Consider the following 24,750-nt stretch of genomic DNA (forward strand, 5'->3'; position numbering starts at 1 on the left):
CACGCGGAGGTTAACATGCCCTATTTCACTTTATTCATGGCTCTCTTTTTTATCTCGACATCTGCAATTTTTGTTAAATGGGCCGAAACCCCGATCGAAGCCGTCGCTTTTTTCCGGATGTTGTTTTCGACGCTCTTGCTGTTACCGTTGATTCATCTGAAAGAATTACTTAGTCTCAGTTCAACGACAATCCGACATATGATTTTAAGCGGAATTCTCTTAGCCGGTCATTTTTGGCTGTGGTTCCTGTCCCTTGATTATACGACAGTTGCCAGCTCGACGCTCTTCGTAACCGCGAGTCCGATTTTCGTTTTGATCGGGAACGCTGTCTTCTTTAAACAACACCCGTCACGAAAAGCCCTCTTTTTCGTCGGTGTCGCGTTGCTCGGCGGCGGACTTGTCGCTTATGGTGATATCGCGGTCGGTCCAAGAGCGCTGATCGGAGACGGACTGGCCCTGCTCGCGACGATCCTTGTCGCCGGTTACTGGCTGCTCGGTCAGCACGTCCGGACGAGTGTCTCGACGAATACGTATTCGTTCGGTGTCTATGCCGTGTCTTCCGTCGTCTTGTTACTGTTCTCGCTCATTCAGTCCGTCAATCTGGTCGCTTCTTTCCAAATCGATTGGCGCATCTATATTTTACTCGCTGTCTTCCCGACGCTGCTTGGTCACAACCTGTTTAACTGGGCCTTGTCGCGTGTCAGTGCCAGTATCGTCAGCATTACGATTCTCGGTGAAGCCGTCTGGGGCATGATTTTCGGTTATTTCCTGTTCCAGGAATCGTTGACTTGGATTCAAATTACCGGTGCCGCCTTACTTCTCGTCGGAATCGGTCTGTTCCTCCGGCGGAATGAACGGGATATCCGGGAACAATTCGCCAAACAAAATGCCGCGACGACGGCGGAATAAAAAATAAATACCAGTCAGCAGTCTTCTGTTAGAAGATTGTCTGACTGGTATTTTTTAATTCGTCGGATCTTCCGGACGGACTTTCGGCAGACGGAATGTCATGAAAAAGGCGAGGATGGCGCAGATAAGTCCGCCAATGAAGACGAGATGCAACCCATTTGCCAGTGCCTGCTCCGCTGCTGTCTGAACATCCGTTCCATAACGCGATGCGGTACCGGATTGAAAAAACGGATCAATCGAATAGCCGTTCAATAGTTTTGAGTCGGAAAAGGCCTGGATGATCGAGACGTTAAATAACGTCCCGAAGATCGCCACACCAAGCGTTTGACCGGTCGTACTCAAAAATGAGTTGACGGCAGTCGCCGATCCACGGAGTGACCAGTCGACCGATGTCTGCAAGACAACCATGAAGACCGGTTGCGCCAGTCCAAAACCGATTCCAATCAACGAAACAGCCAAATAAATGAAAACGTCACTTGATTCCCGTCCGATTCCGATTAAAATTGCCATTCCGATGACGAGTAATCCCATTCCGGTCATCGTCCGGTAGCGTGGTGAGGCGATGCCAATCGTACGTCCGCCAACGATTGCCGTCAGTGTCCAAAACAACGATAACGGCATCAGCATGAAGCCGGCTTCGGTCGGACTTTTCCCGAGAACACCTTGCGCAAAAATCGGGATATATGCCGACATCGAGACAAGTACCCAGGCAGAAAAGAAGACGGCCAGATTGATGACGAGAATGACGGGGTGACGGATGACCGCAGGTGGCAATAATGGGTCAGCTGCTTTTTTCTCGACCCGGTAAAACCAAAACAACAGGACCAGACTGACCGCAAAACTGATTAAAATCAGCGGTTCGGCAAAGGTTTCAGCTTCACTTCCCGAAAGTAACCCGTACAGTAAGGCACTCATCCCGGTCGCAAATAAAATCGCTCCCCGGTAATCAATCTTACGTGACGTTTCGGTAACATTTTCTTTATAAAACAGGACGATCATAATAAAGGAAATCAAAGCAAACGGAACATTCAACAAAAAGATATAGCGCCATGATAACGTCTCGACTAAAAACCCGCCGACCAGCGGACCGGCAACACCGGAGATTCCCCAAACTGCACTTAAAACGCCTTGGATTTTCCCGCGTTCCTCGTATGTATACAAATCCCCGATGATCGTCATCGCAATCGGCAGGACGGCTCCGGCCCCAATTCCTTGCGCGGCACGGAACAGAATCAGCGTTTCCATCGTTTGCGCCAGTCCACACGCAAGCGATGCGACCGTGAAAACTCCGATTCCAAACAACAGGACTCGTTTTCTTCCGTACAAATCTGCCATCTTTCCGTAAATCGGTGTCGATACCGCCATGAACAGTAAGAATCCGGCAAAAATCCAACTGACGAGTTTAGCACCGTTTAACTCACTCGCCATGACGGGCGTTGCCGTCGCAACAATCGTTCCTTCAATCGCTGCCAAAAATGTAGCTAATAATAAGGCAATCGTGACATTTTTCCTCAAGACACTCAGCTCGCTTTCTGTGTTTGTACCATTCTCTTATCATACAGTGAATGACCGGACTTCTAAAAGGAGATGCTTATCAAGCAGGAATCAAGGGAACAATAGGGAATGATAAAGATTAGAGAATGAGTCATCAATTGAATGGAGGAGTATGACATGTTACGAAAAACTGCTTTGATTACAGGTGCTTCCGGTGGGATCGGTCTTGATTTGGCCGTATTGGCGGCACGCGACGGGTTTGATTGTGTGTTGATTGCCCGCAACGAAAAGAAACTGACCGAGCTGAAAAATGTTCTTGAAAAACGTTACCAAATCAAGGCGTACACATTCGCTGTCGATCTCTCACAAGCAGACAGCGTCTCCCGTGTGCTCAGTTTCCTCGAGGAACATGAACTGACGGTTGATTTATTGTTCAACAATGCCGGCTTTGCGACATCAGGCCGTTTCGCGGAAATCGATCCGTCAGAAGATTTAAATTCGATTCACGTCAACGTCGTCGCCTTGACGGAACTGACAAAACGTTTAGTACCGGGCATGCTTGATCGCGGATTCGGCCGTATCCTGAACGTTGCCTCTGTTGCCTCCTTCATGCCGGGACCGTATATGAGCGTCTACTATGCCACTAAAGCGTATGTCTTATCGTTGTCCGAAGCACTCGCTTCCGAGCTCGACGGTTCAGGTGTCACGGTCACCTGCCTTTGCCCGGGACCAACGGATACGAACTTCTTTGATCGTGCCCAAATCACATTACCTTTTAAAAGCATGCCGTCTCACCTCGTCGCCTTTGCCGGATACCGGGGAACGTTAAAAGGAAAACGTGTCGTCGTACCGGGAGCAAGTAACCGCGCCATGGTGACGTTCGCTAAACTGTTGCCCCGCCGTCTCCTAACGGAAGTGACTGGACGAATTCAAAATCCGGATCAGCAACAACAAGAGACACCGGTCGAAGAATTCGCTGTTTCCAACTAATCCGAAACAAAACAAGACGTCCATCCTTTCCTTTCCGGAAAGCGATGGACGTCTTGTTTCGTTTAATTTGGTTTCGGACGATGAAAATGGTCCGTCATCCATTTTTGAACGTTTTTCGGAATAGAGGTATAACGGTACACGTACCGAAGCGTGACAGCGCCCGTCACCATGACGAGGTAACCACTCGACAGGACTAACAACCAGGCGACAATCGACAGGAACAATTCTTTCTCAAAAAAGAGATGTCCGACCAGTCCGCCTTCGACGGAAGTAATCAGCATCGCTCCGGGGAAAATGGCTGCTGCCAGTAAATAAAATCCTGCATAACGCCCCCGAACCGTTCCCTTCAACAATAAGATACTTCCAAATGCCAGACCCAAACCCGCAATAAGTAACAACCCGACGAGATACGTTATGGACAGCGGCGAACTAAGCATCACGCTTCACTCCAATCGAATGGGATTACTTATCATGTACCCTCATTTCCAACAAACGAGTGCAAAATCCGCAAAAAAATCGGATACAACAACCAGATGAATACGGCATTTGAAACGCCGTGTACTAAATCAAACAGACCTCCCGTCAAGAGCAGTGTCCAAAACGCTTCTCGCGAAAAATCGGTAAAAATCAGAAAACCTAAATTGCTGATCCAGCCATAAAAAAAACCTGCCGCCAGTCCATAGATGGTTAAGACCCATCTCGTTCGCATACCCGGTAAGACACAGAGAAGACTGACGACCATGTACGCCACGATTTGGAATAACACAAAGGGACCGCTTCCTAAAAATAAACTCGTCAAGACGACAACGAGCATCCCGACGATTGTACCGGAAATCGGTCCTATACAGGCTGCAACCAAGAGAATCAGTGCAGTCGCCGGCTGGACATTCGGAATACTTGCAAAAATCAGCCTTCCGACAATCGCCGCTGCCGTGACCAGTGCGATGAACCGAAGCATCGACTCTGAAATCGGACGTTTCTCGAAACAAAGTACAATTAAACTGATGAGGAGGACTGCTGCGCCGATCAGTTCCATTCGTACAACCTGCTTTGCTCGATGAACAGCGACGCCGGACCATCAAAGGCAATCTCGCCCTGGACAAGATACACGACACGGGTCGCACAAAAAATCAGGTCGGGATCGTGTGTAGCAAGAATAATCAACTTGTCCGGATGATTTAGCATGGTTTGAATAAAATCAGAGCGTTGCTGATTGGTTAAACCCGCCGTCGGTTCATCAAAATAACAGGCTTCTTCCGTCCAGGCAAGCCGTTCCATCAATTGTTGTTTTTGCTCGGAAAAAGTAGCGGCCGGCTTGTCGAGGACAGGTGCCAAGGCCGGATGTGCCGGAACATAACATTTTTCCCCGGTTCGCTTGACCTTGCCGTAAAGCGGCCGGTCAACACCGAGTAACAGACGTAACAAAGTTGATTTCCCACTTCCGTTGGCCCCAATCAAGGCTACCCGTTCTCCTAACCGAAACGACATCTGTTCGACTAGCAAAGCGTATTTTGACTGCAACGGATAGCGGTGCCGGATGCGTGACATCTCGTCGATGACCCTTCCTTTGACCGGTCCCGTTCCGCTCTGCTGTTTTAGTCGTGGTTGGTGTACCATGGAATAAGTGATGTGACAGGAAAAACGGCGCTCGATTTCCTCAAACAACAGCATCAAGCGGTTTTTACGGACTTGATCTAAAAATAAAAATGGTTCCGCCAAGAAAATCCGTTCCGGTAAACCAGACAATGTATAGCCGAGCGAAACGAGTTGCTGTTCTCCCGATGACAGTTCACTTGTCTCCCGGTCAAAAAAAGCTTCTAAGCCAAGTAATGTCGCCAGTTCACCTGCGACAAATAAACTGGTTGTCGCTAACATATCGCGGACACGCCCATGCAACAGACGGTCCGGATGAATCACTTCGGCTCCAACTGCCTGAGCCAGTTGTTCCAACCGTTCAAGTGAACTTTCTTCGTCGGTAATGATGGTAGGCATCCCGTATTCCTCCTTTTGAGAACATCACTAATCCGGGTAAAACTAACGCTGACACGACCGCAACAGGAGACCATAATGCGATGTACATGCCTGTAATCACAAGTCCGATCAACAGATCAGAACGCGTCAAGCGACGTAACGGACTTGGGACTGCTTCAACAGGTAACAGATGATACAACGCAACCCGTTCCATCTTTTCTGCCACTGGTTGTTTGGCGTGGCTCATCTTCACTTCCGGCCACGTACGGAGCAACGAGGGGATGATAGCCAGGACCATCCCCGTTAAGCGCGTCAGTCGCGGTAAAATTCGGAATAACGGACCCATTTGCTCGAGCCGGACCAAGGTAAAAGTCAGTTGACTCGATGTCACGAATAGGGCAACCGTCAGACCGGTCAGCCAAATCCCGTATGGATCAACGGACGCACCGACGAGCAGAGGGGCATACATCATTCCGATATAAATCAGAGGTAACGTCAGGTAACGCAGGACGCTCCATTGCCGAATCCATACAAAAAACAATAATTGTCCGGTCAAAACAATCAGCATGCTGACATGCGTCTGTAAAAAGAACGGGACCGATAACATCGCCACTAAAAAAAGAGCGACATTCAGTGGATGAAGTCGCTCCCGTTCCGCCTTACTGAAAATAAGCCATTGCATCTTTTTCAAATCGCCATTCCAGACGGTCGCCGTCTTTTAGTTCGTACGCCCCTGCCCCGACTTGTGCCGGTTTGTCATTGACGCCAAATACCCAGCCACTGCTTGCTCCGGCTGATTTTTCACGGATACCGTCAACGGCCGTTACGTATGCCATTTCACCCTTACCGGTTTTGACGACCGGAAGATCCGTTTCTTCTAGCGCATCAAGCGCCGTCTCAGATGCTTTGAGACACATGTCTTTTTCATATAATGTCTTATCATTCGCATGATTGACGACCGATACTTCGACCGAACGTTCACATGCCTTAGTTTCAGCAGTTTGGTCTGTCGGTTGTTCCGCACATCCTGCAAGCAGGAAAATGCCACTCATCAATATCCATTTTTTCATCGTACGACTCCTTTGCGTCTTGAGGTCTCAAAACTGTAATTGTATAAAAGTATTTTTTTCTCCCGTAACGATTGTCCATCGGAGCGAAGATATGTCAACCGAATCGCGTTGGCTAACACATCTTCTCCGGTATTGACATACGGGATCAATTCGCCTTGATCGTTAATCAACAGGACCGTAGCATCCTGTAAGCTGAACGTTTCGTACAGACCATCCAAATCCATCTCGGCATACGGTGTCTTCGATTCATGGAGAATCTGCTTGATGGATAAAGTCTTCAACATTTGAAACGAGGTCGAGGCATCGATCAATTTTTGATAGTAGGACTCGAGCGAACGGGTCAATACTTCTTCCCGGGGACGGTACGTCAATGTACCGGTCACTTCCTGATAGGTCACTTCGTACCGGATGAAACGCTTCGGACTTTTCGCGATCAACTCAAATGTTGCATTCCGCAGGTTGCCACCCTGGTCAAACAACAATTGACTTTGTTCCAGTCGCAGCGAGTCGTCTCCGATCCGACGGTCGATGTGCGTCATCAGCGTATCAAAAGATTCGTCCGTAATCGTGACCTGACCCATTTGTTGCGTCTCTTCCCGGAGCGTAAACGTATCGAACGGTCCCAGGATGAGCTGAAGCAGGAAAAAAAGAAAACCGAATAAGGCCATATAGCGTTTGTACCGGGAATTTTTTTTCGGATGCAGAACAATTAGAAATAAGATAATTCCCAGCGGCAACTGAATATCATAGACAGGGAACGATACCGCTCCTAAACATGCATAAAAAACGAATTTCAAATAAAGATATTGTTCCTTTTCCGTCCGTTTTTCTAAAAAGAAACCAAGAATGATACTTGCTAACAGAAACAGTGACCATTGGATGAGAAAGTCCATGTTGTTTACCCCTTAATCACGACAGATTGATGATCCGTCATGAGGTATGACTCTTCAAATACTTCCCGCGCCTCCGCTTCCAACCGTTGTTCTTGATCGACATACCGTGCAGAAATATGCGTCAACAACAGTTTTTTAGCCTGTGCTTTCAAGGCGATCTCAGCAGCTTGCCTTGCTGTCGAATGACCGAAGCGTCCGGCATGGTCTTGTTCCGAGTCAGCAAATGTCGCCTCATGCACAAGGACATCTACTTCTTGTGCCAAACGGATACTCCCGTCGCACGGCACCGTATCTCCTAACACCGCCAACTTGATGCCCGGCTTCGGGTCTCCAAGAAAATCAGTCGACCGGTGTTCGATCCCCTCAAATACAAACGTTTCCTGCTGTTTGATTTGCCGATAGAGTGGTCCAGAAGGAATGCCTAGTTGTTGTAACGCTTCGACGCGTAAGGCCCCCTTTTCTTCCTGCCCTTCAATCCGGTAACCGTACGCCAAAAATCGATGTTCCAGTTCTTCGACAGTGATCCGGAATCCTTCCTGTTCGTATGTCCCGCCTGCCTCGACTTCAATGATATCGAGCGGATAACGCAGATACGTCCCGGTGACCCGTAATGTCGCCTCCAACCACTCCTTTAATCCTTTTGGTCCATAGATCGTCAACAACGTCGTACCTTCGAGTGCAGCCCGGGTACTGATAAAACCCGGTAGTCCAAAGATATGATCACCGTGCAGATGTGTGATGAAAATCGTACTGACCTTACGCGGTTTGATCGGACTGTGCAACATCTGATGTTGCGTTGCTTCACCGCAATCAAATAACCAGGTCATCTTCGGATGTAACAGTGCGATGGATGAAACATTCCGTTGTTTGGACGGCATCCCGGCACCTGTTCCTAAAAAATAAAATTCCATCTTTTTCCCCTTTTCGTAAAATTATCAATTTTTATACACAAAATACACCTTTCTCGAGTGGAAGCATGATAAACTGTACCCATACTGATTCGAAAGGTGGTTTTTCCATGACCAAAATCGAGCGGACTTATGCACGAATCGTACAAAGTGCCCGGATGTTAAACGAGAACTATCGGCAACAGTATGGGAAATCAATCCAAATTCAAGATATTGCAACAACCTTACTATGTACGGAAGAACTTGTTCTTGAGTCAATGGAATATTTCGAACGTCCACAATTAACTTAATCGTACAACGACAAAGAGTGTACCGCAACGTTGCGGTACACTCTTTTTAGTCTGTCATCATTTATTTGTGATGTAATCGACTAACGTTACGCATAATTCTGCCGTTTTAACAAGTTCTTCAATCGGCATTTTTTCATTTGTCGTATGAATATCTTCGTAACCAACAGCCAAATTGACGGTCGGAATCCCGAAACCGGCAATCACGTTTGCATCTGATCCCCCACCAGAATGCAAGAGACGTGGTGTCCGACCGAGTTGTGTAATCGCGGCTTTTGCCACTTCGACGACTTGATCGCCGTCTTCGAATTTGAAACCAGGATACATGACTTTGACTTCGACTTCCGCACGCCCTCCGAATTCAGCAGCAACGTCTTCGAACGCCGCTTTCATCTTCGCCGTTTGGGCTTCCATTTTAGGTGCAACGAGTGAGCGTGCTTCCGCAAAGATTTCGACGTAGTCACAGACGATATTGGTCGATGGACCACCACCGCTGAAGCGTCCGACATTCGCCGTTGTCTCTTCATCGATCCGGCCGAGCGGCATTTTAGCGATTGCTTTTGCTGCAATCGTGATGGCAGAGATTCCTTTTTCAGGTGCAACACCAGCATGAGCTGTTTTGCCGTAAATTTTTGCATTTACTTTCGCTTGAGTTGGTGCAGCCGTAATGATATCGCCGACTTTACCGTCTGAATCCAAAGCAAAACCGTAGTCTGCATCAATCTTCGATGGATCCAAAACCATCGCACCCACTAAACCGGACTCTTCGCCGACCGTGATGACGAATTGAATTTTCCCATGCGGTTGATTCGTTTCGTTCAAGACATGGACCAGTTCGATTAATGAAGCGAGTCCCGCTTTATCATCTGCCCCAAGAATCGTTGTTCCATCGGTTTTAACATATCCGTCTTCGATGATTGGTTTGATTCCCTGTCCCGGAAAAACCGTATCCATATGGGAAGTGAAATAAATCTTATCGACTCCGTCTTTTGTTGCCGGAAGCGTGATGATCAAGTTGTTTCCTTTATGTTCGGTTTTGGATGAAGCGTCATCTTCGAATACGTCACAGCCGAGTGTCGTAAACGTTTCTTTTAAGTGGGCACAGATTTGTGCTTCCTCTTTTGATTCCGAGTCAATCTGGACCAGTTCTAAAAAGGTATCAAGTACACGTTGCTCATTCACCATGTTGCATTCCTCCTCATTTTTTCAGTTCGACTAGCGCTTTTTTAGTATACCATCTATAGGCAGATTTGCACTTCGCAAGCGTTGTTTGTACAATGGCTATAATCAATCGTTCTATGAAAGGAGTCGTTTTATTATGGCAAAACCATCAAAACAACAACGGATCATCAAATGGACCACGATTACGATTTTAGCAATTTTCTTACTCGGTACTTTTGCGTCGACGATGTTCTACCTCTTCTGATCGACGAATCGTTGCTTCAGTTTCAAATACTGTTCCGCTTCCTGCAACATGTGCAACAGAGCGGACCGGACTTCGAACTCATCGCGTGTCTTCGGTAACGGTGACTCGCGAAATTCTTCGAGTAGACGTTTGAGTTCCATCAAAAATAGTGTCGCGTCGGCATCGGGTCGGACATTGTCGCCAATCGTCCGGAACAGGTCGGCGACTTTTTTTCCTTCTTCTACGACAAGGACTAAATCATCGACGTTGCGGACGATTCCACTTAACAATTCAAACTGTTGTTCGCGCATTCGGAAATACAGATAGTCTTCATCATCATTTCGCCGACCGATGGCATTCCCCATCCGTTTCAAGGAAGCATCCTTCCCCTCTTTCAACAGCCGTTCCGTCTCATGTAGCGTCAGCGAATGTTGGTTGATCCGCCCCGTCTCGATCGCTGCGGCCACTTCGAAGAACAAGGCGGCAATCCGTTGATCGATTTGCAGTCGCCGCTCGGCAATCGTCCGGTCGAGACTCGGCATGTACATATTAACGAGTAATCCGACCCCGACACCAATCAGCAACAAATACAATTCGTTTAAAAAGATGCTGAGGTTTAATTGGCGTGCGACATACAGATGGGTAAGGATGACGACACTTGTGATAAAACCGTCCTGTAGGCGGAGGCGTTGTGTCAGTGGAAGAAATAAAATGAAATAGAGTGCAATGGAAATCGGACGGTATCCGATGACTTCGAAGATCACAAAACCAAGTCCGATCGCGAGAACCGAAGCCATAATCCGTTCATAAGACGAACGGAATGATTTTTTTCTTGTCGCCTGAATGCTCAAAATAGCGATGATGGCTGCAAAAACGTAGTAATCCAGTTGCATCGTTTCCGCAATCCACATCGCCAGTGCCGCTGCGACAGCGGTCTTTAACGTTCGATATCCGATAAACACAGACTTCCCCCCATTCTTTGTTAGGTTACCTATTCTTTACCCAGGTTGTCGATTGATTTTTTTGAAGGACGTGATTTTTTGACTAAACGTACGATTCGCCCTACTCGCCCGGTCCGTCGAACGGGCTCCTTCAAGGGGCTTGTCTTTTTTTTCTTACTCGGTTGCGGATTGTTCCTGTTGTTACGGGATAAACCTCAAACCATTCTTCCTCCGGCTTCCCCATACGTCGCGGAACTCTACCGGGACGGAAAAGTCATCCAGGAAGAAGAATTCGATTCCGTCACCGAAGCGAAAGCATTTATCAACGGACGCCGTGGCGCCATCAAACGGACGTCCGATGAACGGTATCTCTATTTGACCGGAAGCGGGATTGGAATCGTCAATTCAAATCAGACCTTAAGTATTTATTCGGACCGGGCGTTGAAAAAACGACATACGTATGTCGCGCCCGGCAGCCGACTCGCTTTACTTGCCTATACGGATTCGGTCAGTCGGGTCGAGATTGCCGGTCTGACCGGTTATGTCGCTTCGGACCGGTTGACTCTTTATCCGCTCGAACAATCCAGTAATCGGTCCTATTATGAAAAACAAGGCGCGCGTCTCTTGCATTATATCGTCGCCGATGCCGGTCTCGGTGGTTTAATTACGGCCGGTGAAGCACCGGCATCGTTAGACGACCGAACGATGCAGTATGTCGAATCCAAAACGTTGACGCAGGATTTACGGAAACCGACCGCCCTGACAGCAAAGCAACTGGATGCCTACATTAAAAAAAATGCTCCCGACAGTCCTTTGATCGGTACGGGCAAGACGTTTAAGCAAGTCGAACGTACCTATCAAATCAATGCGGCCTATTTACTCGCCCATGCGATTCATGAATCGGATTACGGACGGTCCGACATCGCAAAAGATAAGTTTAATCTCTTTGGAGTCAATGCAACGGATATCGCTCCCGGTCAAAATGCGACGGCCTATACTTCCTTTGAAGACTCGATCCGTCAAACAGGTCGCTTCATCGCCCGTGACTACCTTGCTAAAGACGGGAAATATTACCGCGGTCCGTTTCTTGGAAACAAGGCACGCGGAATGAACGTTTTTTATGCCTCCGATCCGTACTGGAGCGAAAAAATCGCCGGAATCCTCTTGAAAATGAACGCCGTCTAAAACTGACTTATGGTACACTAATGGGCGAGACATCAATCATTTAGGAGTGAATACACATGGAAAAAGTTTTAGTATTTGGTCATAAAAATCCGGACACGGATACGATTGCATCGGCCATCGCCTATGCCGAATTAAAAAAAGAGCTCGGTGTTCATGCTGAAGCCGTTCGTCTTGGTGAAATTAACGGAGAAACACAATTTGCGCTCGATTACTTCAAAGTCGCTCGTCCCCGCCTCGTGACAGAAGTATCAAAAGAAGCACAACACGTCATTCTCGTTGACCACAATGAACGTCAACAAAGTGCCGATGATATAGATGCCGTCAAAGTGATGGAAGTCATCGATCATCACCGGATTGCCAACTTCGAGACGTCTGATCCGCTTTATTACCGGGCAGAACCGGTTGGTTGTACGACGACGATCCTAAACAAAATGTACAAAGAACACGGTGTTGCGATTAAACCGGAAATCGCCGGTCTGATGTTGTCAGCCATCGTTTCCGACTCGTTACTGTTCAAGTCGCCGACATGTACGGAGCAAGACGTCATCGCAGCACGTGAACTCGCGACGATTGCCGGCGTCGATGCCAACGTCTATGGTCTCGATATGTTAAAAGCCGGTGCTGATTTATCAATGAAAACGGTTGATGAGTTGATCGCACTTGATGCAAAAGAGTTTTCGATGGGACCATTCAAAGTCGAAATCGCACAAGCAAACACAGTTGATACGGCAGAAGTTTTGCTTCGTCAAGCAGAACTCGAAACACGGATCGAATCCTTGATTGCTGAAAAAGAATTGGACTTGTACATGTTGCTCGTCACCGATATCTTGACGAACAACTCGGTCGCGCTTGTTCTCGGACCTGAAGCATCACTGGTCGAACGGGCCTTCGGACTTGATGCAACAAATCATCTCCTCTATCTTGAAGGTGTCGTTTCACGGAAAAAACAAGTTGTTCCGGTCTTGACGAATACAGCAGCAGCAGTCGAATAATTTCCGTTTAAAAGAAGGAGTTTACTCCTTCTTTTTTGAATACTTATATTGAATGGTTATTCATTCAGTTTATAAGGGGGTTTTATACATGACAAAAACAGTACTTGTCACCGGCGGCACGAGCGGTATGGGGAAAGCGATGGCCATCGCTTTAAAAGAAGCCGGCTGGAATGTCGTCGTGACCGGACGGAATGCCGAACGGTTGCAACAAACCGATCAGGACTTACAGGCGATTGACGGAAAACACAGTGTCATTCAAATGGACGTTCGGGATCCGGACGCTTGCCTCGCTGCTGTCAATCAAACCCGGCAACAATACGGACAACTTGAAGCACTGATCAATAACGCTGCCGGCAATTTCATCTGTCCGACTGATGAACTTTCGCCAAATGGATGGAAAACAGTCATTGATATCGTCTTGAACGGGACATTCAACTGTTCGCATGCCCTCGTCAAAGGCTGGCAGGAGGACAATGTATCAGGCGGACAAATCTTGAATATCGTCGCCTCATATGCTTGGCAGGCAGGTCCAAGTGTCGCACCGAGTGCCGCTGCAAAAGCCGGCGTCCTGAACCTGACGCGGACACTTGCTGTCGAATGGGGTTACAAATACGGGGCCCGGATCAATGCCATCAGTCCCGGACCGATTGAACGGACCGGTGGAGCCGATAAACTCGCCATGTCTCCGGAACATGCGGAACGGATTCGGCGGAACGTCCCGCTCGGACGATTCGGGACACCGGAAGAAATCGCCGGTCTTGCGACTTGGATGCTGTCCGATCAGGCGAGCTACTTAAATGGGGAATGTATCGCCCTCGACGGTGGACATTGGTTAAATAAACAACCGTTTTGATGCTTTTCTCAGTCTTCCGTCTCCACGACGGGAGACTTTTTAAATTATTTTCTGTCCGCCCCTTCTTATTTTTCCATTTAGCTATGTTTATCAATCATTTTTTTAGGAAAATAGTAATACAGATAGTTATGAGTAAGGAGGATATAGAAATGGGAATCGCTTTTATGTGGGGGGCAATCGCAGGAGGGGCTGTCGTCATCGGGGCATTAATCGGTTTGTTCATCCCTCTTAAACAACGGTTGATCGGGTATGTGATGTCGTTTGGAACGGGCATTTTAATCGGGGCGGCGACGTTTGAATTATTGGATGAAGCCTTAAACAAATCCACGACGATGGTTGTCGGTGTGTCCTTTATCGTCGGTTCACTCGTGTTCACCGGTTTTGACATGTTCGTTTCCTCCCGTGGTGCCAGTAAACGAAAACGATCGTCCGGCGGTAACGAAGGTACAGGAACGGCAATCTTCTTCGGGACGATTCTGGATGCGATTCCGGAATCGATCATGATCGGTGCCAGTTTGTTATCCGGAAATGTCAGCGCCGCTCTTGTCGCAGCGATTTTTGTCAGTAACATCCCGGAAGGTCTGTCGAGTACAACCGGCTTACAAAAAGACGGCTTCTCGAAGAAGAAAATTCTTGTCATGTGGGGAATCGTCTGGTTGATTTCCGCACTTGCCTCCCTTGCCGGTTATTCCATTTTAGCGGAATTACCGGATATGCAGTTTGCGATGATCGGTGCCTTTGCAAGCGGCGGTATCATTGCCATGCTCGCTTCGACGATGATGCCGGAAGCCCATGAAGAGGGCGGTGCGATTGTAGGTCTGTTCGCTTCACTTGGTCTGATTACAGCTGTCATCTTAAGTTAACGAACAGGGATCCGTTCCATTTGGAGCGGATCCCTGTTTCGTTCTAGTTACCGACCTTCCCATTCCTGTTTGAACCGTTCGACGAATTCCAGCATATACTGGTGACGATCTTCAGCGATGATTTTCGCCGTCTTCGTGTTCATCAACTCTTTTAAGCGGAATAATTTTTCATCGAAATGGTGTAAGGCACTCGTCTTTCCCGTCCGGTCACCCGGCTCGCGGGGAACGAGTCCCGGTACATACATCGGTTCCTTGAATTGACCGGCAAATTGAAATGTCCGGGCGATACCGATGGCGCCAATCGCATCCAATCGGTCTGCATCCTGGACAATCTTCCCTTCAATCGTCTTCATCGGCGGACGGTCACCCCTTTTAAATGACAAGCTGTTGATGATGTCGAGAATATACAGGCGGTCCTGTTCCGATACGAGTGGCCGTAGATGCTGATCGACGCTGTCACTCGTTCCGCCGAGCTTACTGTCGGCTACATCGTGCAGTAGGGCGGCGAGTTCAATAATTTGAACATCGCCTCCTTCGATTTCGGCAATCCGTAACGCCATCATCCGGACCCGTTCGATGTGGGCAAAGTCATGACCGGAAAAATCATTTGCATGGAATCTCTCGACAAATTTTTTGGTTTCTTCATACAACGTAACATCACCCTTTCAAAAAACGCCGACTCGTTTAATCGAGTCGACGCTTTTCATCATAATACTTTTTCGAGGAATTTTTTTGCCCGATCCGTTTTCGGATGGTCAAACAGTTCCACCGGACTGCCCTCTTCCATCAAAATACCCTCATCCAGGAACAGGACACGATCTGCGACTTCTTTTGCGAAGCCCATTTCGTGCGTAACGATGACCATCGTCATTCCGCTTTCGGCGAGCTGTTTCATGACATCCAGTACTTCGTTGACCATTTCCGGATCAAGGGCCGATGTCGGCTCGTCAAACAGCATGACATTTGGTTCCATCGCCAGCGCCCGGGCAATGGCGACCCGTTGTTTTTGACCGCCTGACAGCTGGTTCGGGAAGTTGTCCCGTTTTTCGGCCAAACCGACCCGATCAAGCAACACTTCCGCCCGCTTGACAGCCGCGTCTTTTGAAAGACCTAACACGTTGATTGGTGCGTAAATCAGGTTATCGAGCACAGACTTATGCGGGAAAAGATTAAACTGTTGGAAGACCATACCGATGTTTTGACGCGCTTTCGCGATATTCGCTTTTGGTTTCGTCAGTTCAAATCCATCGACATTAATCGTCCCGCTTGTAGGCTGTTCCAACAGATTGATACAACGTAAAAACGTTGATTTACCGGATCCCGACGGACCGATGACGGCAACCACTTCTCCGCGTCCGACCGTCGTCGTGATCCCTTTTAAGACTTCTAATTTTCCGAACTGCTTATACAGATCAGTCACTTGAATCATAGGTTCCATCTGATTAACCACTCTTTCTCATAGCTTTTTCGACTTGTTGACCAATCAAGGACAATCCCATGACAAGTACGAAATAGACGAACCCCGCAAACAATAACGGTTCAAAATACAAGGCTTTTTCTCCACCGACGACCTGTGCCCGGCGCATGACATCGAGTACACCAACCGTCGAAATCAAAGCGGATTCTTTTGTTAAGGTGATCAATTCATTCATGATGGCCGGTAAGATGTTTTTAAATGCTTGCGGCAAGATGATCGACCGTAACTGTTTCATGTAAGGAATCCCGAGGGCATCCGCAGCTTCCCATTGTCCCCGGTCGACCGCTTGAATTCCGGCCCGGATAATCTCCGAGATATAGGCACCGGAGTTTAGGGAAAAGGCGATGATGGCGGATTGATAGCCTGTTGTTACATACCCTGTCAACTGCGGCAATCCAAAATGAATGATCGCCAGTTGCAAGATCAATGGTGTTCCGCGGAAGACTGCCGTATAGGCATGACCTAGGAATCGAAGAAACATACTTTTTGTAATCTTCAGCGCTGCGACTACGATTCCGATCAGCATCCCGGCAATTGCTGCGACGATGACGACTTGAAACAGAACCGGAATTCCTTGCAGAATATATGGGATTGAATCTTGAATCTTTGTAAAGTCTATCATAACCAATCTCCTAACGTCGCACAAAAGGGATGAGGTTACCCCCACCCCTATGCACTACTCTTATTTTGCTTCTTTTTGGAACCATTCTTCTGCGAGTTTGTCGATGTCTCCGTTGTCGATCATCTTCTTCAACTCTTTGTTGAAGTCGTCACGCATCTTGTCTCCTTTTTTGAAGGCGACAGCAGAACCGGTTGGTCCGTCTTCCTTGATTTCGTATGTCTTCAATGACTCGTCTTGATCCATATATTTGACGGCGACGGCGTCTTCAATGATCAGCGCGTCGATCCGGCCTGTGTTCAATTCTTGAATGATTTCTGGAATCTTGTTTAACGAGACCGCTTCACTGTCTTTGTACCGGTCTTTCGCTAATGCTTCCTGGATTGATCCGAGCTGGACACCTACTTTCTTGCCTTTTAATTCATCATCTGCCGCGATCGCTTTATCCTTCGTCATGACAAGGTTTTTTGACTGGAAGTAGATATCCGTAAAATCGGCATTTTTCTTCCGCTCGTCTGTCGGCGTCATACCTGCCATGACGAAATCAACACGTCCTGCACTGAGTGCTCCGAGCAGGCTTCCGAACTCCATGTCTTCGATTTTCAACTCGTAACCGAGATTTTTTGTGACTTCTTTGGCGATTGCTACATCAAACCCGACGATGTCATCACCTTTCGCTGTATCGATATACTCGAACGGGAAGTAATCCGCTGATGTTCCCATCGTCAATACTTTATCGTTCTTCTTCGTCGTGTCGCCTTTTGATTCCTCCGAGGCCCCACATGCTGCCATCGTGACTGCGAGAATTCCTGCCATTGCCGTTGCTACTAGTTTCTTCATCAATAAATTCCCCTTCCAACGCTCAATTGTCAGAACTTTAACAATAGTATGACTTATGTTTTTTTCTAATTCAATACTAAAAAGTTCGACCTGATTTATTGCTTTTAGAATATACGAATATTTATTCATTGTAAAGCATAAAAATATGAAAATAGTGCATAAAACCTGAATTTATTCGCTTTCTTTGATCAATACTATTTTTGTTATCGCTTACATTTATTTTTGTATTATTCCTGTTCAAACAAATAAAGACCAACGTTTTCACGTTAGCCTCTTTTTCACTGTTACGCGTAGATTTCAATCAATGACTCTAACTTTTCGACGACTTCTTCTGCAGTAAACGATTCGATGTCAAACCGTTCGACCATCGACAGGATGTTTCCATCTTGCATCAATGCGAATGATGGCGATGATGGCGGATATCCTTCGAAGTATTCACGCGCCCGATCTGTTGCTTCCCGGTCTTGCCCTGCAAATACCGTCACGAAATGATCCGGTTTTACACCTTCCATCCGGTTGATGTAAGCGGCAGCCGGACGAGCAATCCCACCGGCACATCCGCACACCGAATTGACGAGGACAAGCGTCAAACCGTCACGCTTCATCGCTTCATCGACGCTCTCGACCGTCGTTAATTCTTCAAAACCAGCAGCTGCTGCTTCTTTACGTGCCGTTTGAACGACATCTTCAAAATACATTTGGAAATCCATTGTATTTGTTTCCCCCTTTAAATCGTTGTCTTCTTTATTGTACGAGTTTCGGTGAAATCTGTCCAAGTCTGCCGCTCAATTCACGTTCTAAATACGGTTTAGCGTGTAACAGGTCTCGGAAAGCGATATACCGGTCAATTTTTTCTTCCGTTGGTTGCTTCGGATTTTTATAAGCCCGAATCAAGATATTTTTCGGCGTGTTTTCTAAATCAATGAACTCAAGCAGTTGCGTATCGTAGCCGACCAATGTCAACAACTCTGCCCGGATGGAATCCGTTGCGAGCGAAGCAAACTTTTCTTGAATCAATCCATGTTGCAGCATGACGTCAAGCGGTGAACAGTCCAGCTGACGGTTCAACTCCTTCTGACAACACGGGACACTGAGAATGACCGATGCATTCCAGTCGACTGCCCGGGCAAGCGCGACATCCGTCGCAACGTCACAAGCATGTAGCGTCACCATTAAATCAACTTCCGTATCCTGGTCGTAATCATGGACATCACCGACACGGAACGATAAATCATCATACCCTAAATCAGCAGCGATGGCTGTACAATCCTCGATGACTTCTTTTTTGAGATCAAGACCGGTGATATTTAAATCAAATCCCTTGACGATTTTCAAGTAATGATAGAGAGCAAACGTCAGATACGATTTACCGCATCCAAAATCCAAAATCCGTAACGTACGCCCTTGCGGCAATACTGCGATACTGTCTTCGACGAATTCAAGAAAACGATTGATTTGTTTAAACTTATCATATTTTTGACGCTTGACCTGTCCTTCTTCCGTCATTACACCAAGACGAATCAAAAACGGTACCGGCACGCCGTCTTCTAACAAATGGCTTTTCTTTCGATTGTGAGACAGTTCGGCCTTTACCGGTTCCTTGCCTGTCGTCTTCAGTGAAACTTTCATTTTCTTCGAGAGTTGGAACTGGACTTCTTCCGTCTCGAAACGGAATAAAAATTGACGAAATTCGTTAAAATAGTCGTCCATTCGCAAAATAAATTCTTCTATACTTAAATTCTCATGCTTAATGATCCGTTCATGTTGAAACTCTAACTGGATTGCATACGTATCTCTAAGTAGAATCGGTTTTAACTTGATTCGACGCAGATCGTTTGATTTTTGGCGCGGACCACTAATCGTCGCGTGTATGAGTGAAGTTGCCTGCAGTTTTTCAGTGAGCAGGTCTTTTAATTGGTCTAGTTCCACGTATCGTCCCGTCCTTTTTTTGTTTGGTCTTTCGAAACTGTAGCAAATTCACCCGCGTTCGACAAGCAAGCAAGCTTTATTTTTAGTCGTCATACTTAATTTAAAGGAGGAACACAACATGTTCAAAAAAATTCTTTCACAAATCGGCATTGGTGCCGCAACGGTCGATACACGACTCGAACAAGATCACTGTGAACCCGGTGGAACGATTCAAGGAGTCGTTCATATTAAGGGCGGTAACGTCGATCAGGAAATCGCCCGGATTTATCTCGCCTTCAATACCCAGTACAAACAAGAAGTCGGGGACAGCACGGCATTCACGACGTTCACACTGGACCGGTTTGCATTAAATGAAGCCCCGTTTACGATTGAAGCAGACGTCGAACGGGAAATACCGTTTACGCTTCAAGTCCCTTTTAATACACCACTTTCCGTCAGCCAATCGAAGTCGTGGATCGAGACGGGTCTTGATATCGCGCAGGCGGTTGACCCTTCTGACCACGATGCTGTCGTCGTCAAAGCGAATGACTACCAATCGGTCATCCTTGAAGCGATGGAAAACCTCGGATTCCGCCTCAAGAAAGCTGATACAGAGAAATTGCCGGGCCGCTTCCGGAAAGATTTGCCGATCGCGCAGGAACTTGAGTATTCTGCCCGCGGTACTCATTATGCTCACAAGCTGGACGAAATCGAAGTCATCCTGTTGCAAGACCGGTTCGGCATCGACATCGTCGTCCAAATCGACCGCCGTGCCCACAGTCTCGGTTCGCTGTTCAGTGAAATGGCAGGAACCGATGAGACGATGACGAAACTTTCATTATCGAACCAGGACTTAACGAATCCGTCACTCGTGAAACAACGTCTCGCCGATTTGATTGAACACCACAGTTGATTGATGTTTTCTATAGAACAAACACCGGATCCGCTTATCGTCGGATCCGGTGTTTGTATTTCCTTCCTTACTTGGATGATGTCATTTCCATCGTCTGTTCGTACTGCCGTTCAAACGTTTCTTCCGCCCAGCCCATCTGCCAAAACATCAATTCGTAATAACAGCTTCTGACGAAATGTTGTTTCATCCGGACGCGTTCTTGTTCACTCGCCTTCTCTGCCAACTCATTTAACCGGTCAATCTGTTCAAAGACCACCCGCTCGAACCATTCGGAACTGTATGTCGCAATCCATTGCTGATAAATCGGTGAAGCCGGTGTCGCTGCCTGTAACTGTTGTCCAATCTCATAGTAAAGCCAGTAACACGGTAAAATCGCAGCGATGGTCTCCCCAAGCGTCCCTTCACTTGCATGGTGCATATGCGAAATATACGCATATGCGGTCGGTGCTGGTTCAAACTCTGCCAGTGTCTTGTCCGAAATCCCAAGCGGTTCAAAAAACGATTGATGCAGACTGAGTTCTGCAGCATAGGTCGACGTCGCATGTTCCGCGAGTTCGGCAATCGTCGCGAAGTCCTGTGCCTTCGACGCGGCCCGCGCCTGAATTTTCGCGAAATGTTTTAAGTAATAGGCATCCTGTAGGACGTAATGGCGAAATTTTGCTTCTGGTAGTGTTCCATCCGCAATCCCTGTCACGAATGGATGGGTAAAGCTACTGTCCCAATACCGTTTTGCCGCTTGCCGGATTTCTTCACTGAATGTCATGTTGGTTCCCCCTTTTGTAATCAAAAAAACGCCACACCTGATGTCAGGCATGACGTGAAAAGACCATAAAAAGAGGATCGTCCACGCCACTTCCCTCCGTAAGTCCAAACTTAATCAGGTTCAAAGGGTCCGAACGTCTCCGTCGTCTCAGTCAGCCTACTGACTCCCCTAGTGGTCGCTATTTGATTTGTTTTGAGTTTATCATGATTTGATGTGGAATTGACCCATTCTCGTCATTTCACTCCATTTTTTTGTACAATGGAACATGACGGAAGGTGGATGACGGCTCGTCCTTGAGACCGATTCTCTTCTGTCGCCGGTCGATTAGACTAAATTTAGTACCTGATACTTAACTTATGGAGGAACTTTTATGAATAAAACCATGACATGGACCGCTTCGGCATTACTTGCTACTACCTTACTGCTACCGACGGCCGCATCTGCTGAACAAGTGGTCGACAAAACAATCGTCACCCTTGGCGAATCACTTGGGGCAAAGGATAAATCGTGGGTCTTGTCCCGCTTGAATGCACCGGAAGGCATTACTCCGATTATTGCAACATCTGCCGATGAAGAAAAATATCTCGGGAAAAACATTCCCCAATCACAACGGGGTGGCGGCATGTACTCTTCCGCTAAAATTGAGTTGGCTGAAAAAGGTGATGGATTATCTGTCGCGACCGAAAACATCACCTGGGTCACAAAAGACATGTACCTCAACGCCCTCGTCACAGCGGGTGTAACGGATGCGGACATTACGATCACGTCCCCGTACAAGGTAACCGGAACTTCAGCTTTGACCGGGATCATGAAAGCGTATGATCAAACATCTGCCGAGACCGGCATCAAACTGACGGATGAACGAAAAGACCTTGCCCAGCAAGAACTCTCTGTGACATCCGATGTCGGGAAAACGGTCGGGACGGATAAAGTCGCCGACTTGATGAATGAAATCAAAGCGGAAATCGCGAAACAACAGCCGGAAACGAAGGTCGAGATTGAAAACGTCATCGTCCAAGTCATCCAAAACAATAACATCAATTTATCCGATGCTCAGATGGACCGGTTGACTGGACTGTTTAATCAAATGGAACAAGCGGACCTGAACTGGGGTCAAATCGAGAGTGGTCTAAAAGATGCCGGACAAGATATCCAGGCCTTCGCGACCTCAGAAGAGACAAAAGGATTTTTTGCGAAGTTGTTTGATGGTTTCAGTGCATTCTTCAACTCGATTGCCGGCTTATTTAAATAAAGATTAACGTTTTCTTTTCTGTCAGGCATGGTAAAATAGATGTATTGAATCGGAAAAGGTGGTGTGGAGACATGGGTTTTGCTGCGTGTAAGCATTGGTTGATGGAACAACTGTATCTGTTGCGCGCGATTTTTCATGGAATGGCGTTCTAAGGGACTAGTCTGCCCTTTTTTAACGAACCTCATACCTGAAAAATAAAGCAAAGCGCATCTTCCACGAGTCAAGGAGAGTGCTGTTTGCGCTCTCCTTTTTTTGATGCGCCAGAGAGGACATTTCATATGATGATCTGCGACATCCAACACCTGACAAAACAATTCGGAGGCGACGATATCTTAACGGACGTCTCCCTCTTTATCGAGCACCAAGACCGCATCGGCTTGATCGGCCGAAACGGAAGCGGTAAAACGACGCTCTTACGTTTGATTGCCCGTCTTGATTCCGAAGACAGCGGAACGATTTATCAAAAAAGCGGGCTCTCCATCGGTTATTTGGCACAACTTCCCGTGTTCGACAACGTAATGACGGGGCGTGATGTCCTGTGGACTGCCTTCGCCACGCTTGTCGATTTACAACGCTCCCTGCAACAAATCGAACGGGACATGGCGACAAAAACGGATCAAATCGATCAGTTGCTCGAACGCTACACGCAAGAGACCGAAGCTTTTGAGCGCCAAGGCGGGTATTTGCTGGATTCCAAAATCGACCGGATGATTAACGGCTTGCAGTTGCATGCCCTTTTGGACCGTCCGTTTGAGCAGCTCAGCGGCGGCGAACAGACCAAAATCTGCCTCGGAAGGATGTTGTTGACCGAGCCGGAGTTGTTGATCCTCGACGAACCGACGAACCATCTGGATTTAGACGCCGTCGAGTGGCTGGAATCCTTTTTAGCCGATTATGCCGGGGCTGTCCTGATCGTCTCCCACGATCGTGTGTTTCTTGATGCGGTCGTGACGCGCATCGCTGAACTGGAGGAGGGGCAGATTCAGCTGTACCAGGGAAATTACACGTTTTACGTGAAGGAAAAGGAACGCCTTCTACTTGAGCAATTCCATGCTTACCAGGAACAACAGAAGAAGATCAAGCAGATGAAGGAAGCGATCCGCCGTCTGCGGCAATGGGCAAACGAAGCGTCACCACCAAGCGAAAAACTATTCCGAAAAGCAAAATCGATGGAACGGGCACTCGCACGGATCGAACGGATCAAACGCCCAAGGCTTGACGCCGAGACCCCCGATCTTGCGTTTGCAGCACATGGAAAAACGAGCCGGACGGTTTACCGCGTCGAGGATGTCAGTATTGCCTTCTCTAAACAACCGTTGTTTCATTCATTAAACTTTGAGATTTCGGCAAAAGATCGAATCGCCATCGTCGGCGCAAACGGAAGCGGAAAATCCACACTATTGCATCTCCTGTTAGGCCATCTCGAACCGACAAGCGGTCTGATTACGCGTGGACCGTCAGTGAAAATCGGCTACCTGTCGCAACGAGTTGACTTCCCGCCCGGTGAACGTTTGATTGACGTTTTTCGCACGACCGTTGATCTCGATGAAGGAACGGCGCGGCAGCGTCTCGCCCAGTTCTTGTTTTTTGGCCCCCGGGTCTTCTTACCGGTCGAGGCGTTAAGTGGTGGCGAACGCATGCGGCTGATGCTCGCGGTTCTGGTCCACTCCGATTTGAACGTACTGATTTTGGATGAGCCGACCAATCATCTCGACATCGAATCACGTGATGCGCTTGAAGAGGCACTCGAATCGTTTGACGGAACGTTGATCGCCGTTTCGCACGACCGCTATTTCTTGAACCGGCTGTTTACGAAGACCCTTTGGCTTGATCAGACGATGGAGCTGTTTCCCGGTCCGTATGTCTATGCGTCAACCAAACGGCAAACACAGCCGCCTGACGCCAAAATACCGAAGAACGTCGTCTCTGCTAAAAAACGACCATCTCCTTCTATTCCAGTACAGACAACACGTCAAGTAGAAGAGACGATCGAACGATTGGAACAGGAACTGAAGATGCTTGATCGGCAACTTGCTGAAACGACGGATTATGAAGAGACGGTGAAACTTTTTTCTATCCGTGAAGAACTTGTCCAACAGCTCGATGCGCAATACGAACAATTTTTAGCTTCGGAATGAGTCATTCCTCCTAAATTATGTGATTTTATGACCTGTCGATTTAGTCGACAGGTCTCTTTTATTTTTCAAAAACAGTTCA

The 24,750-nt window shown here is 47.6% G+C and carries 27 protein-coding genes and 1 riboswitch; of the genes, 10 read left to right on the forward strand and 17 right to left on the reverse strand.

The window, feature by feature from the left end:
• Window positions 1–15: 15 nt before the first annotated feature.
• On the forward strand, window positions 16–909 hold the full coding sequence (locus tag KNP93_RS06230; protein ID WP_214853944.1) for a DMT family transporter: 894 nt from the start codon (window positions 16–18) through the stop codon (window positions 907–909).
• 54 nt (window positions 910–963) lie between these two features.
• On the opposite strand, the gene KNP93_RS06235 is transcribed toward KNP93_RS06230, so the two are convergent.
• Window positions 964–2,424, reverse strand: a complete 1,461-nt coding sequence (locus KNP93_RS06235) for an MDR family MFS transporter (RefSeq protein ID WP_214853947.1) — start codon at window positions 2,422–2,424, stop codon at window positions 964–966.
• Between the two features lie 156 nt (window positions 2,425–2,580).
• Between KNP93_RS06235 and KNP93_RS06240 the strand changes: the two genes are divergently transcribed.
• Window positions 2,581–3,393: an SDR family NAD(P)-dependent oxidoreductase gene (locus KNP93_RS06240; RefSeq protein WP_214853950.1), complete on the forward strand. Its 813-nt coding sequence runs from the start codon at window positions 2,581–2,583 to the stop codon at window positions 3,391–3,393.
• Between the two features lie 62 nt (window positions 3,394–3,455).
• On the opposite strand, the gene KNP93_RS06245 is transcribed toward KNP93_RS06240, so the two are convergent.
• Genes KNP93_RS06245 through rnz form a run of 7 tightly spaced genes read right to left on the reverse strand, consistent with a single transcriptional unit; the run spans window position 3,456 to window position 8,238 of the window.
• Window positions 3,456–3,830: a hypothetical protein gene (locus tag KNP93_RS06245; RefSeq protein WP_131973156.1), complete on the reverse strand. Its 375-nt coding sequence runs from the start codon at window positions 3,828–3,830 to the stop codon at window positions 3,456–3,458.
• A gap of 32 nt (window positions 3,831–3,862) precedes the next feature.
• Window positions 3,863–4,429, reverse strand: a complete 567-nt coding sequence (locus KNP93_RS06250; RefSeq protein ID WP_131503084.1) for an ECF transporter S component — start codon at window positions 4,427–4,429, stop codon at window positions 3,863–3,865.
• Window positions 4,420–5,385, reverse strand: coding sequence for an ATP-binding cassette domain-containing protein (locus tag KNP93_RS06255; RefSeq protein WP_131973157.1), 966 nt, complete (start codon window positions 5,383–5,385; stop codon window positions 4,420–4,422). Before KNP93_RS06255 ends, KNP93_RS06250 begins: the two co-directional genes overlap by 10 nt.
• On the reverse strand, window positions 5,348–6,046 hold the full coding sequence (locus KNP93_RS06260) for a hypothetical protein (RefSeq protein ID WP_131503086.1): 699 nt from the start codon (window positions 6,044–6,046) through the stop codon (window positions 5,348–5,350). Before KNP93_RS06260 ends, KNP93_RS06255 begins: the two co-directional genes overlap by 38 nt.
• Window positions 6,024–6,434, reverse strand: a complete 411-nt coding sequence (locus tag KNP93_RS06265; RefSeq protein ID WP_131503087.1) for a DUF4430 domain-containing protein — start codon at window positions 6,432–6,434, stop codon at window positions 6,024–6,026. The genes KNP93_RS06260 and KNP93_RS06265 overlap by 23 nt, the downstream gene beginning before the upstream one ends.
• Window positions 6,431–7,327 carry a hypothetical protein gene (locus KNP93_RS06270; protein WP_131503088.1) on the reverse strand — a complete coding sequence of 299 codons (897 nt, stop codon included), beginning with the start codon at window positions 7,325–7,327 and terminating at the stop codon, window positions 6,431–6,433. Before KNP93_RS06270 ends, KNP93_RS06265 begins: the two co-directional genes overlap by 4 nt.
• Before the next feature lie 5 nt (window positions 7,328–7,332).
• A complete protein-coding gene (gene rnz / locus KNP93_RS06275; RefSeq protein WP_131503089.1) occupies window positions 7,333–8,238 on the reverse strand; it encodes a ribonuclease Z in 906 nt (301 codons plus the stop codon).
• Window positions 8,239–8,345: 107 nt separating this feature from the next.
• On the opposite strand from rnz, the gene KNP93_RS06280 reads away from it, so the two are divergent.
• Entirely contained in the window at window positions 8,346–8,525 is a 180-nt protein-coding gene (locus KNP93_RS06280) for a hypothetical protein (RefSeq protein WP_026828866.1), read from the forward strand.
• Between the two features lie 57 nt (window positions 8,526–8,582).
• Here the strand turns inward: KNP93_RS06280 and KNP93_RS06285 are convergent, their stop codons facing one another.
• Together KNP93_RS06285 and KNP93_RS15865 are read right to left on the reverse strand one after the other, a co-directional pair.
• A complete protein-coding gene (locus KNP93_RS06285) occupies window positions 8,583–9,707 on the reverse strand; it encodes a M20/M25/M40 family metallo-hydrolase (protein ID WP_214853965.1) in 1,125 nt (374 codons plus the stop codon).
• A gap of 228 nt (window positions 9,708–9,935) precedes the next feature.
• Window positions 9,936–10,889 (reverse strand): aromatic acid exporter family protein, encoded by a 954-nt coding sequence (locus KNP93_RS15865; protein ID WP_131503092.1) that lies wholly within the window; start codon window positions 10,887–10,889, stop codon window positions 9,936–9,938.
• 78 nt (window positions 10,890–10,967) lie between these two features.
• Here KNP93_RS15865 and KNP93_RS06295 point away from each other — a divergent pair, with 78 nt between their 5' ends.
• The 4 genes from KNP93_RS06295 (at window position 10,968) to KNP93_RS06310 (ending at window position 14,761) form a co-directional block, all read left to right on the forward strand.
• Window positions 10,968–12,053 (forward strand): N-acetylglucosaminidase, encoded by a 1,086-nt coding sequence (locus KNP93_RS06295; protein WP_131973159.1) that lies wholly within the window; start codon window positions 10,968–10,970, stop codon window positions 12,051–12,053.
• 56 nt (window positions 12,054–12,109) lie between these two features.
• A complete protein-coding gene (locus tag KNP93_RS06300) occupies window positions 12,110–13,045 on the forward strand; it encodes a manganese-dependent inorganic pyrophosphatase (protein ID WP_131503094.1) in 936 nt (311 codons plus the stop codon).
• Between the two features lie 88 nt (window positions 13,046–13,133).
• Window positions 13,134–13,898 carry a 2,4-dienoyl-CoA reductase gene (gene fadH, locus KNP93_RS06305; RefSeq protein WP_214853966.1) on the forward strand — a complete coding sequence of 255 codons (765 nt, stop codon included), beginning with the start codon at window positions 13,134–13,136 and terminating at the stop codon, window positions 13,896–13,898.
• A 149-nt stretch (window positions 13,899–14,047) separates the two neighbouring features.
• Entirely contained in the window at window positions 14,048–14,761 is a 714-nt protein-coding gene (locus KNP93_RS06310; RefSeq protein WP_131503096.1) for a ZIP family metal transporter, read from the forward strand.
• A gap of 47 nt (window positions 14,762–14,808) precedes the next feature.
• Here KNP93_RS06310 and KNP93_RS06315 read toward each other — a convergent pair whose 3' ends face one another.
• The 6 genes from KNP93_RS06315 to KNP93_RS06340 all read right to left on the reverse strand — a co-directional run bounded on the left by KNP93_RS06315 (window position 14,809) and on the right by KNP93_RS06340 (window position 19,626).
• Window positions 14,809–15,411 (reverse strand): HD domain-containing protein, encoded by a 603-nt coding sequence (locus tag KNP93_RS06315; protein WP_131503097.1) that lies wholly within the window; start codon window positions 15,409–15,411, stop codon window positions 14,809–14,811.
• A 56-nt stretch (window positions 15,412–15,467) separates the two neighbouring features.
• Window positions 15,468–16,190: an amino acid ABC transporter ATP-binding protein gene (locus tag KNP93_RS06320; RefSeq protein WP_131503185.1), complete on the reverse strand. Its 723-nt coding sequence runs from the start codon at window positions 16,188–16,190 to the stop codon at window positions 15,468–15,470.
• Between the two features lie 13 nt (window positions 16,191–16,203).
• Window positions 16,204–16,860, reverse strand: coding sequence for an amino acid ABC transporter permease (locus KNP93_RS06325; protein ID WP_131503098.1), 657 nt, complete (start codon window positions 16,858–16,860; stop codon window positions 16,204–16,206).
• A gap of 60 nt (window positions 16,861–16,920) precedes the next feature.
• Complete coding sequence (locus KNP93_RS06330) at window positions 16,921–17,697, reverse strand: transporter substrate-binding domain-containing protein (RefSeq protein WP_131503099.1); 777 nt, start codon at window positions 17,695–17,697, stop codon at window positions 16,921–16,923.
• 284 nt (window positions 17,698–17,981) lie between these two features.
• Window positions 17,982–18,407 carry a BrxA/BrxB family bacilliredoxin gene (locus KNP93_RS06335; RefSeq protein WP_026828877.1) on the reverse strand — a complete coding sequence of 142 codons (426 nt, stop codon included), beginning with the start codon at window positions 18,405–18,407 and terminating at the stop codon, window positions 17,982–17,984.
• A gap of 34 nt (window positions 18,408–18,441) precedes the next feature.
• Window positions 18,442–19,626 (reverse strand): class I SAM-dependent methyltransferase, encoded by a 1,185-nt coding sequence (locus KNP93_RS06340; RefSeq protein WP_214853969.1) that lies wholly within the window; start codon window positions 19,624–19,626, stop codon window positions 18,442–18,444.
• Between the two features lie 118 nt (window positions 19,627–19,744).
• On the opposite strand from KNP93_RS06340, the gene KNP93_RS06345 reads away from it, so the two are divergent.
• Window positions 19,745–20,518: a sporulation protein gene (locus tag KNP93_RS06345; protein ID WP_131973163.1), complete on the forward strand. Its 774-nt coding sequence runs from the start codon at window positions 19,745–19,747 to the stop codon at window positions 20,516–20,518.
• A 67-nt stretch (window positions 20,519–20,585) separates the two neighbouring features.
• Here KNP93_RS06345 and tenA read toward each other — a convergent pair whose 3' ends face one another.
• Window positions 20,586–21,281 (reverse strand): thiaminase II, encoded by a 696-nt coding sequence (gene tenA, locus KNP93_RS06350; RefSeq protein WP_131973164.1) that lies wholly within the window; start codon window positions 21,279–21,281, stop codon window positions 20,586–20,588.
• Window positions 21,282–21,355: 74 nt separating this feature from the next.
• Window positions 21,356–21,461, reverse strand: a riboswitch (TPP riboswitch).
• A gap of 190 nt (window positions 21,462–21,651) precedes the next feature.
• Between tenA and KNP93_RS06355 the strand changes: the two genes are divergently transcribed.
• Both KNP93_RS06355 and abc-f read left to right on the forward strand, forming a co-directional pair.
• Complete coding sequence (locus KNP93_RS06355; RefSeq protein ID WP_214853972.1) at window positions 21,652–22,533, forward strand: DUF1002 domain-containing protein; 882 nt, start codon at window positions 21,652–21,654, stop codon at window positions 22,531–22,533.
• A gap of 278 nt (window positions 22,534–22,811) precedes the next feature.
• The gene (gene abc-f / locus KNP93_RS06360; RefSeq protein ID WP_214853975.1) at window positions 22,812–24,671 is read left to right on the forward strand and encodes a ribosomal protection-like ABC-F family protein; all 1,860 of its coding nucleotides are present in this window, start codon (window positions 22,812–22,814) and stop codon (window positions 24,669–24,671) included.
• Window positions 24,672–24,750 lie beyond the last annotated feature (79 nt).

Source organism: Exiguobacterium sp. s166, from assembly GCF_018618855.1.
In the GTDB taxonomy this organism is placed as follows: domain Bacteria; phylum Bacillota; class Bacilli; order Exiguobacteriales; family Exiguobacteriaceae; genus Exiguobacterium_A.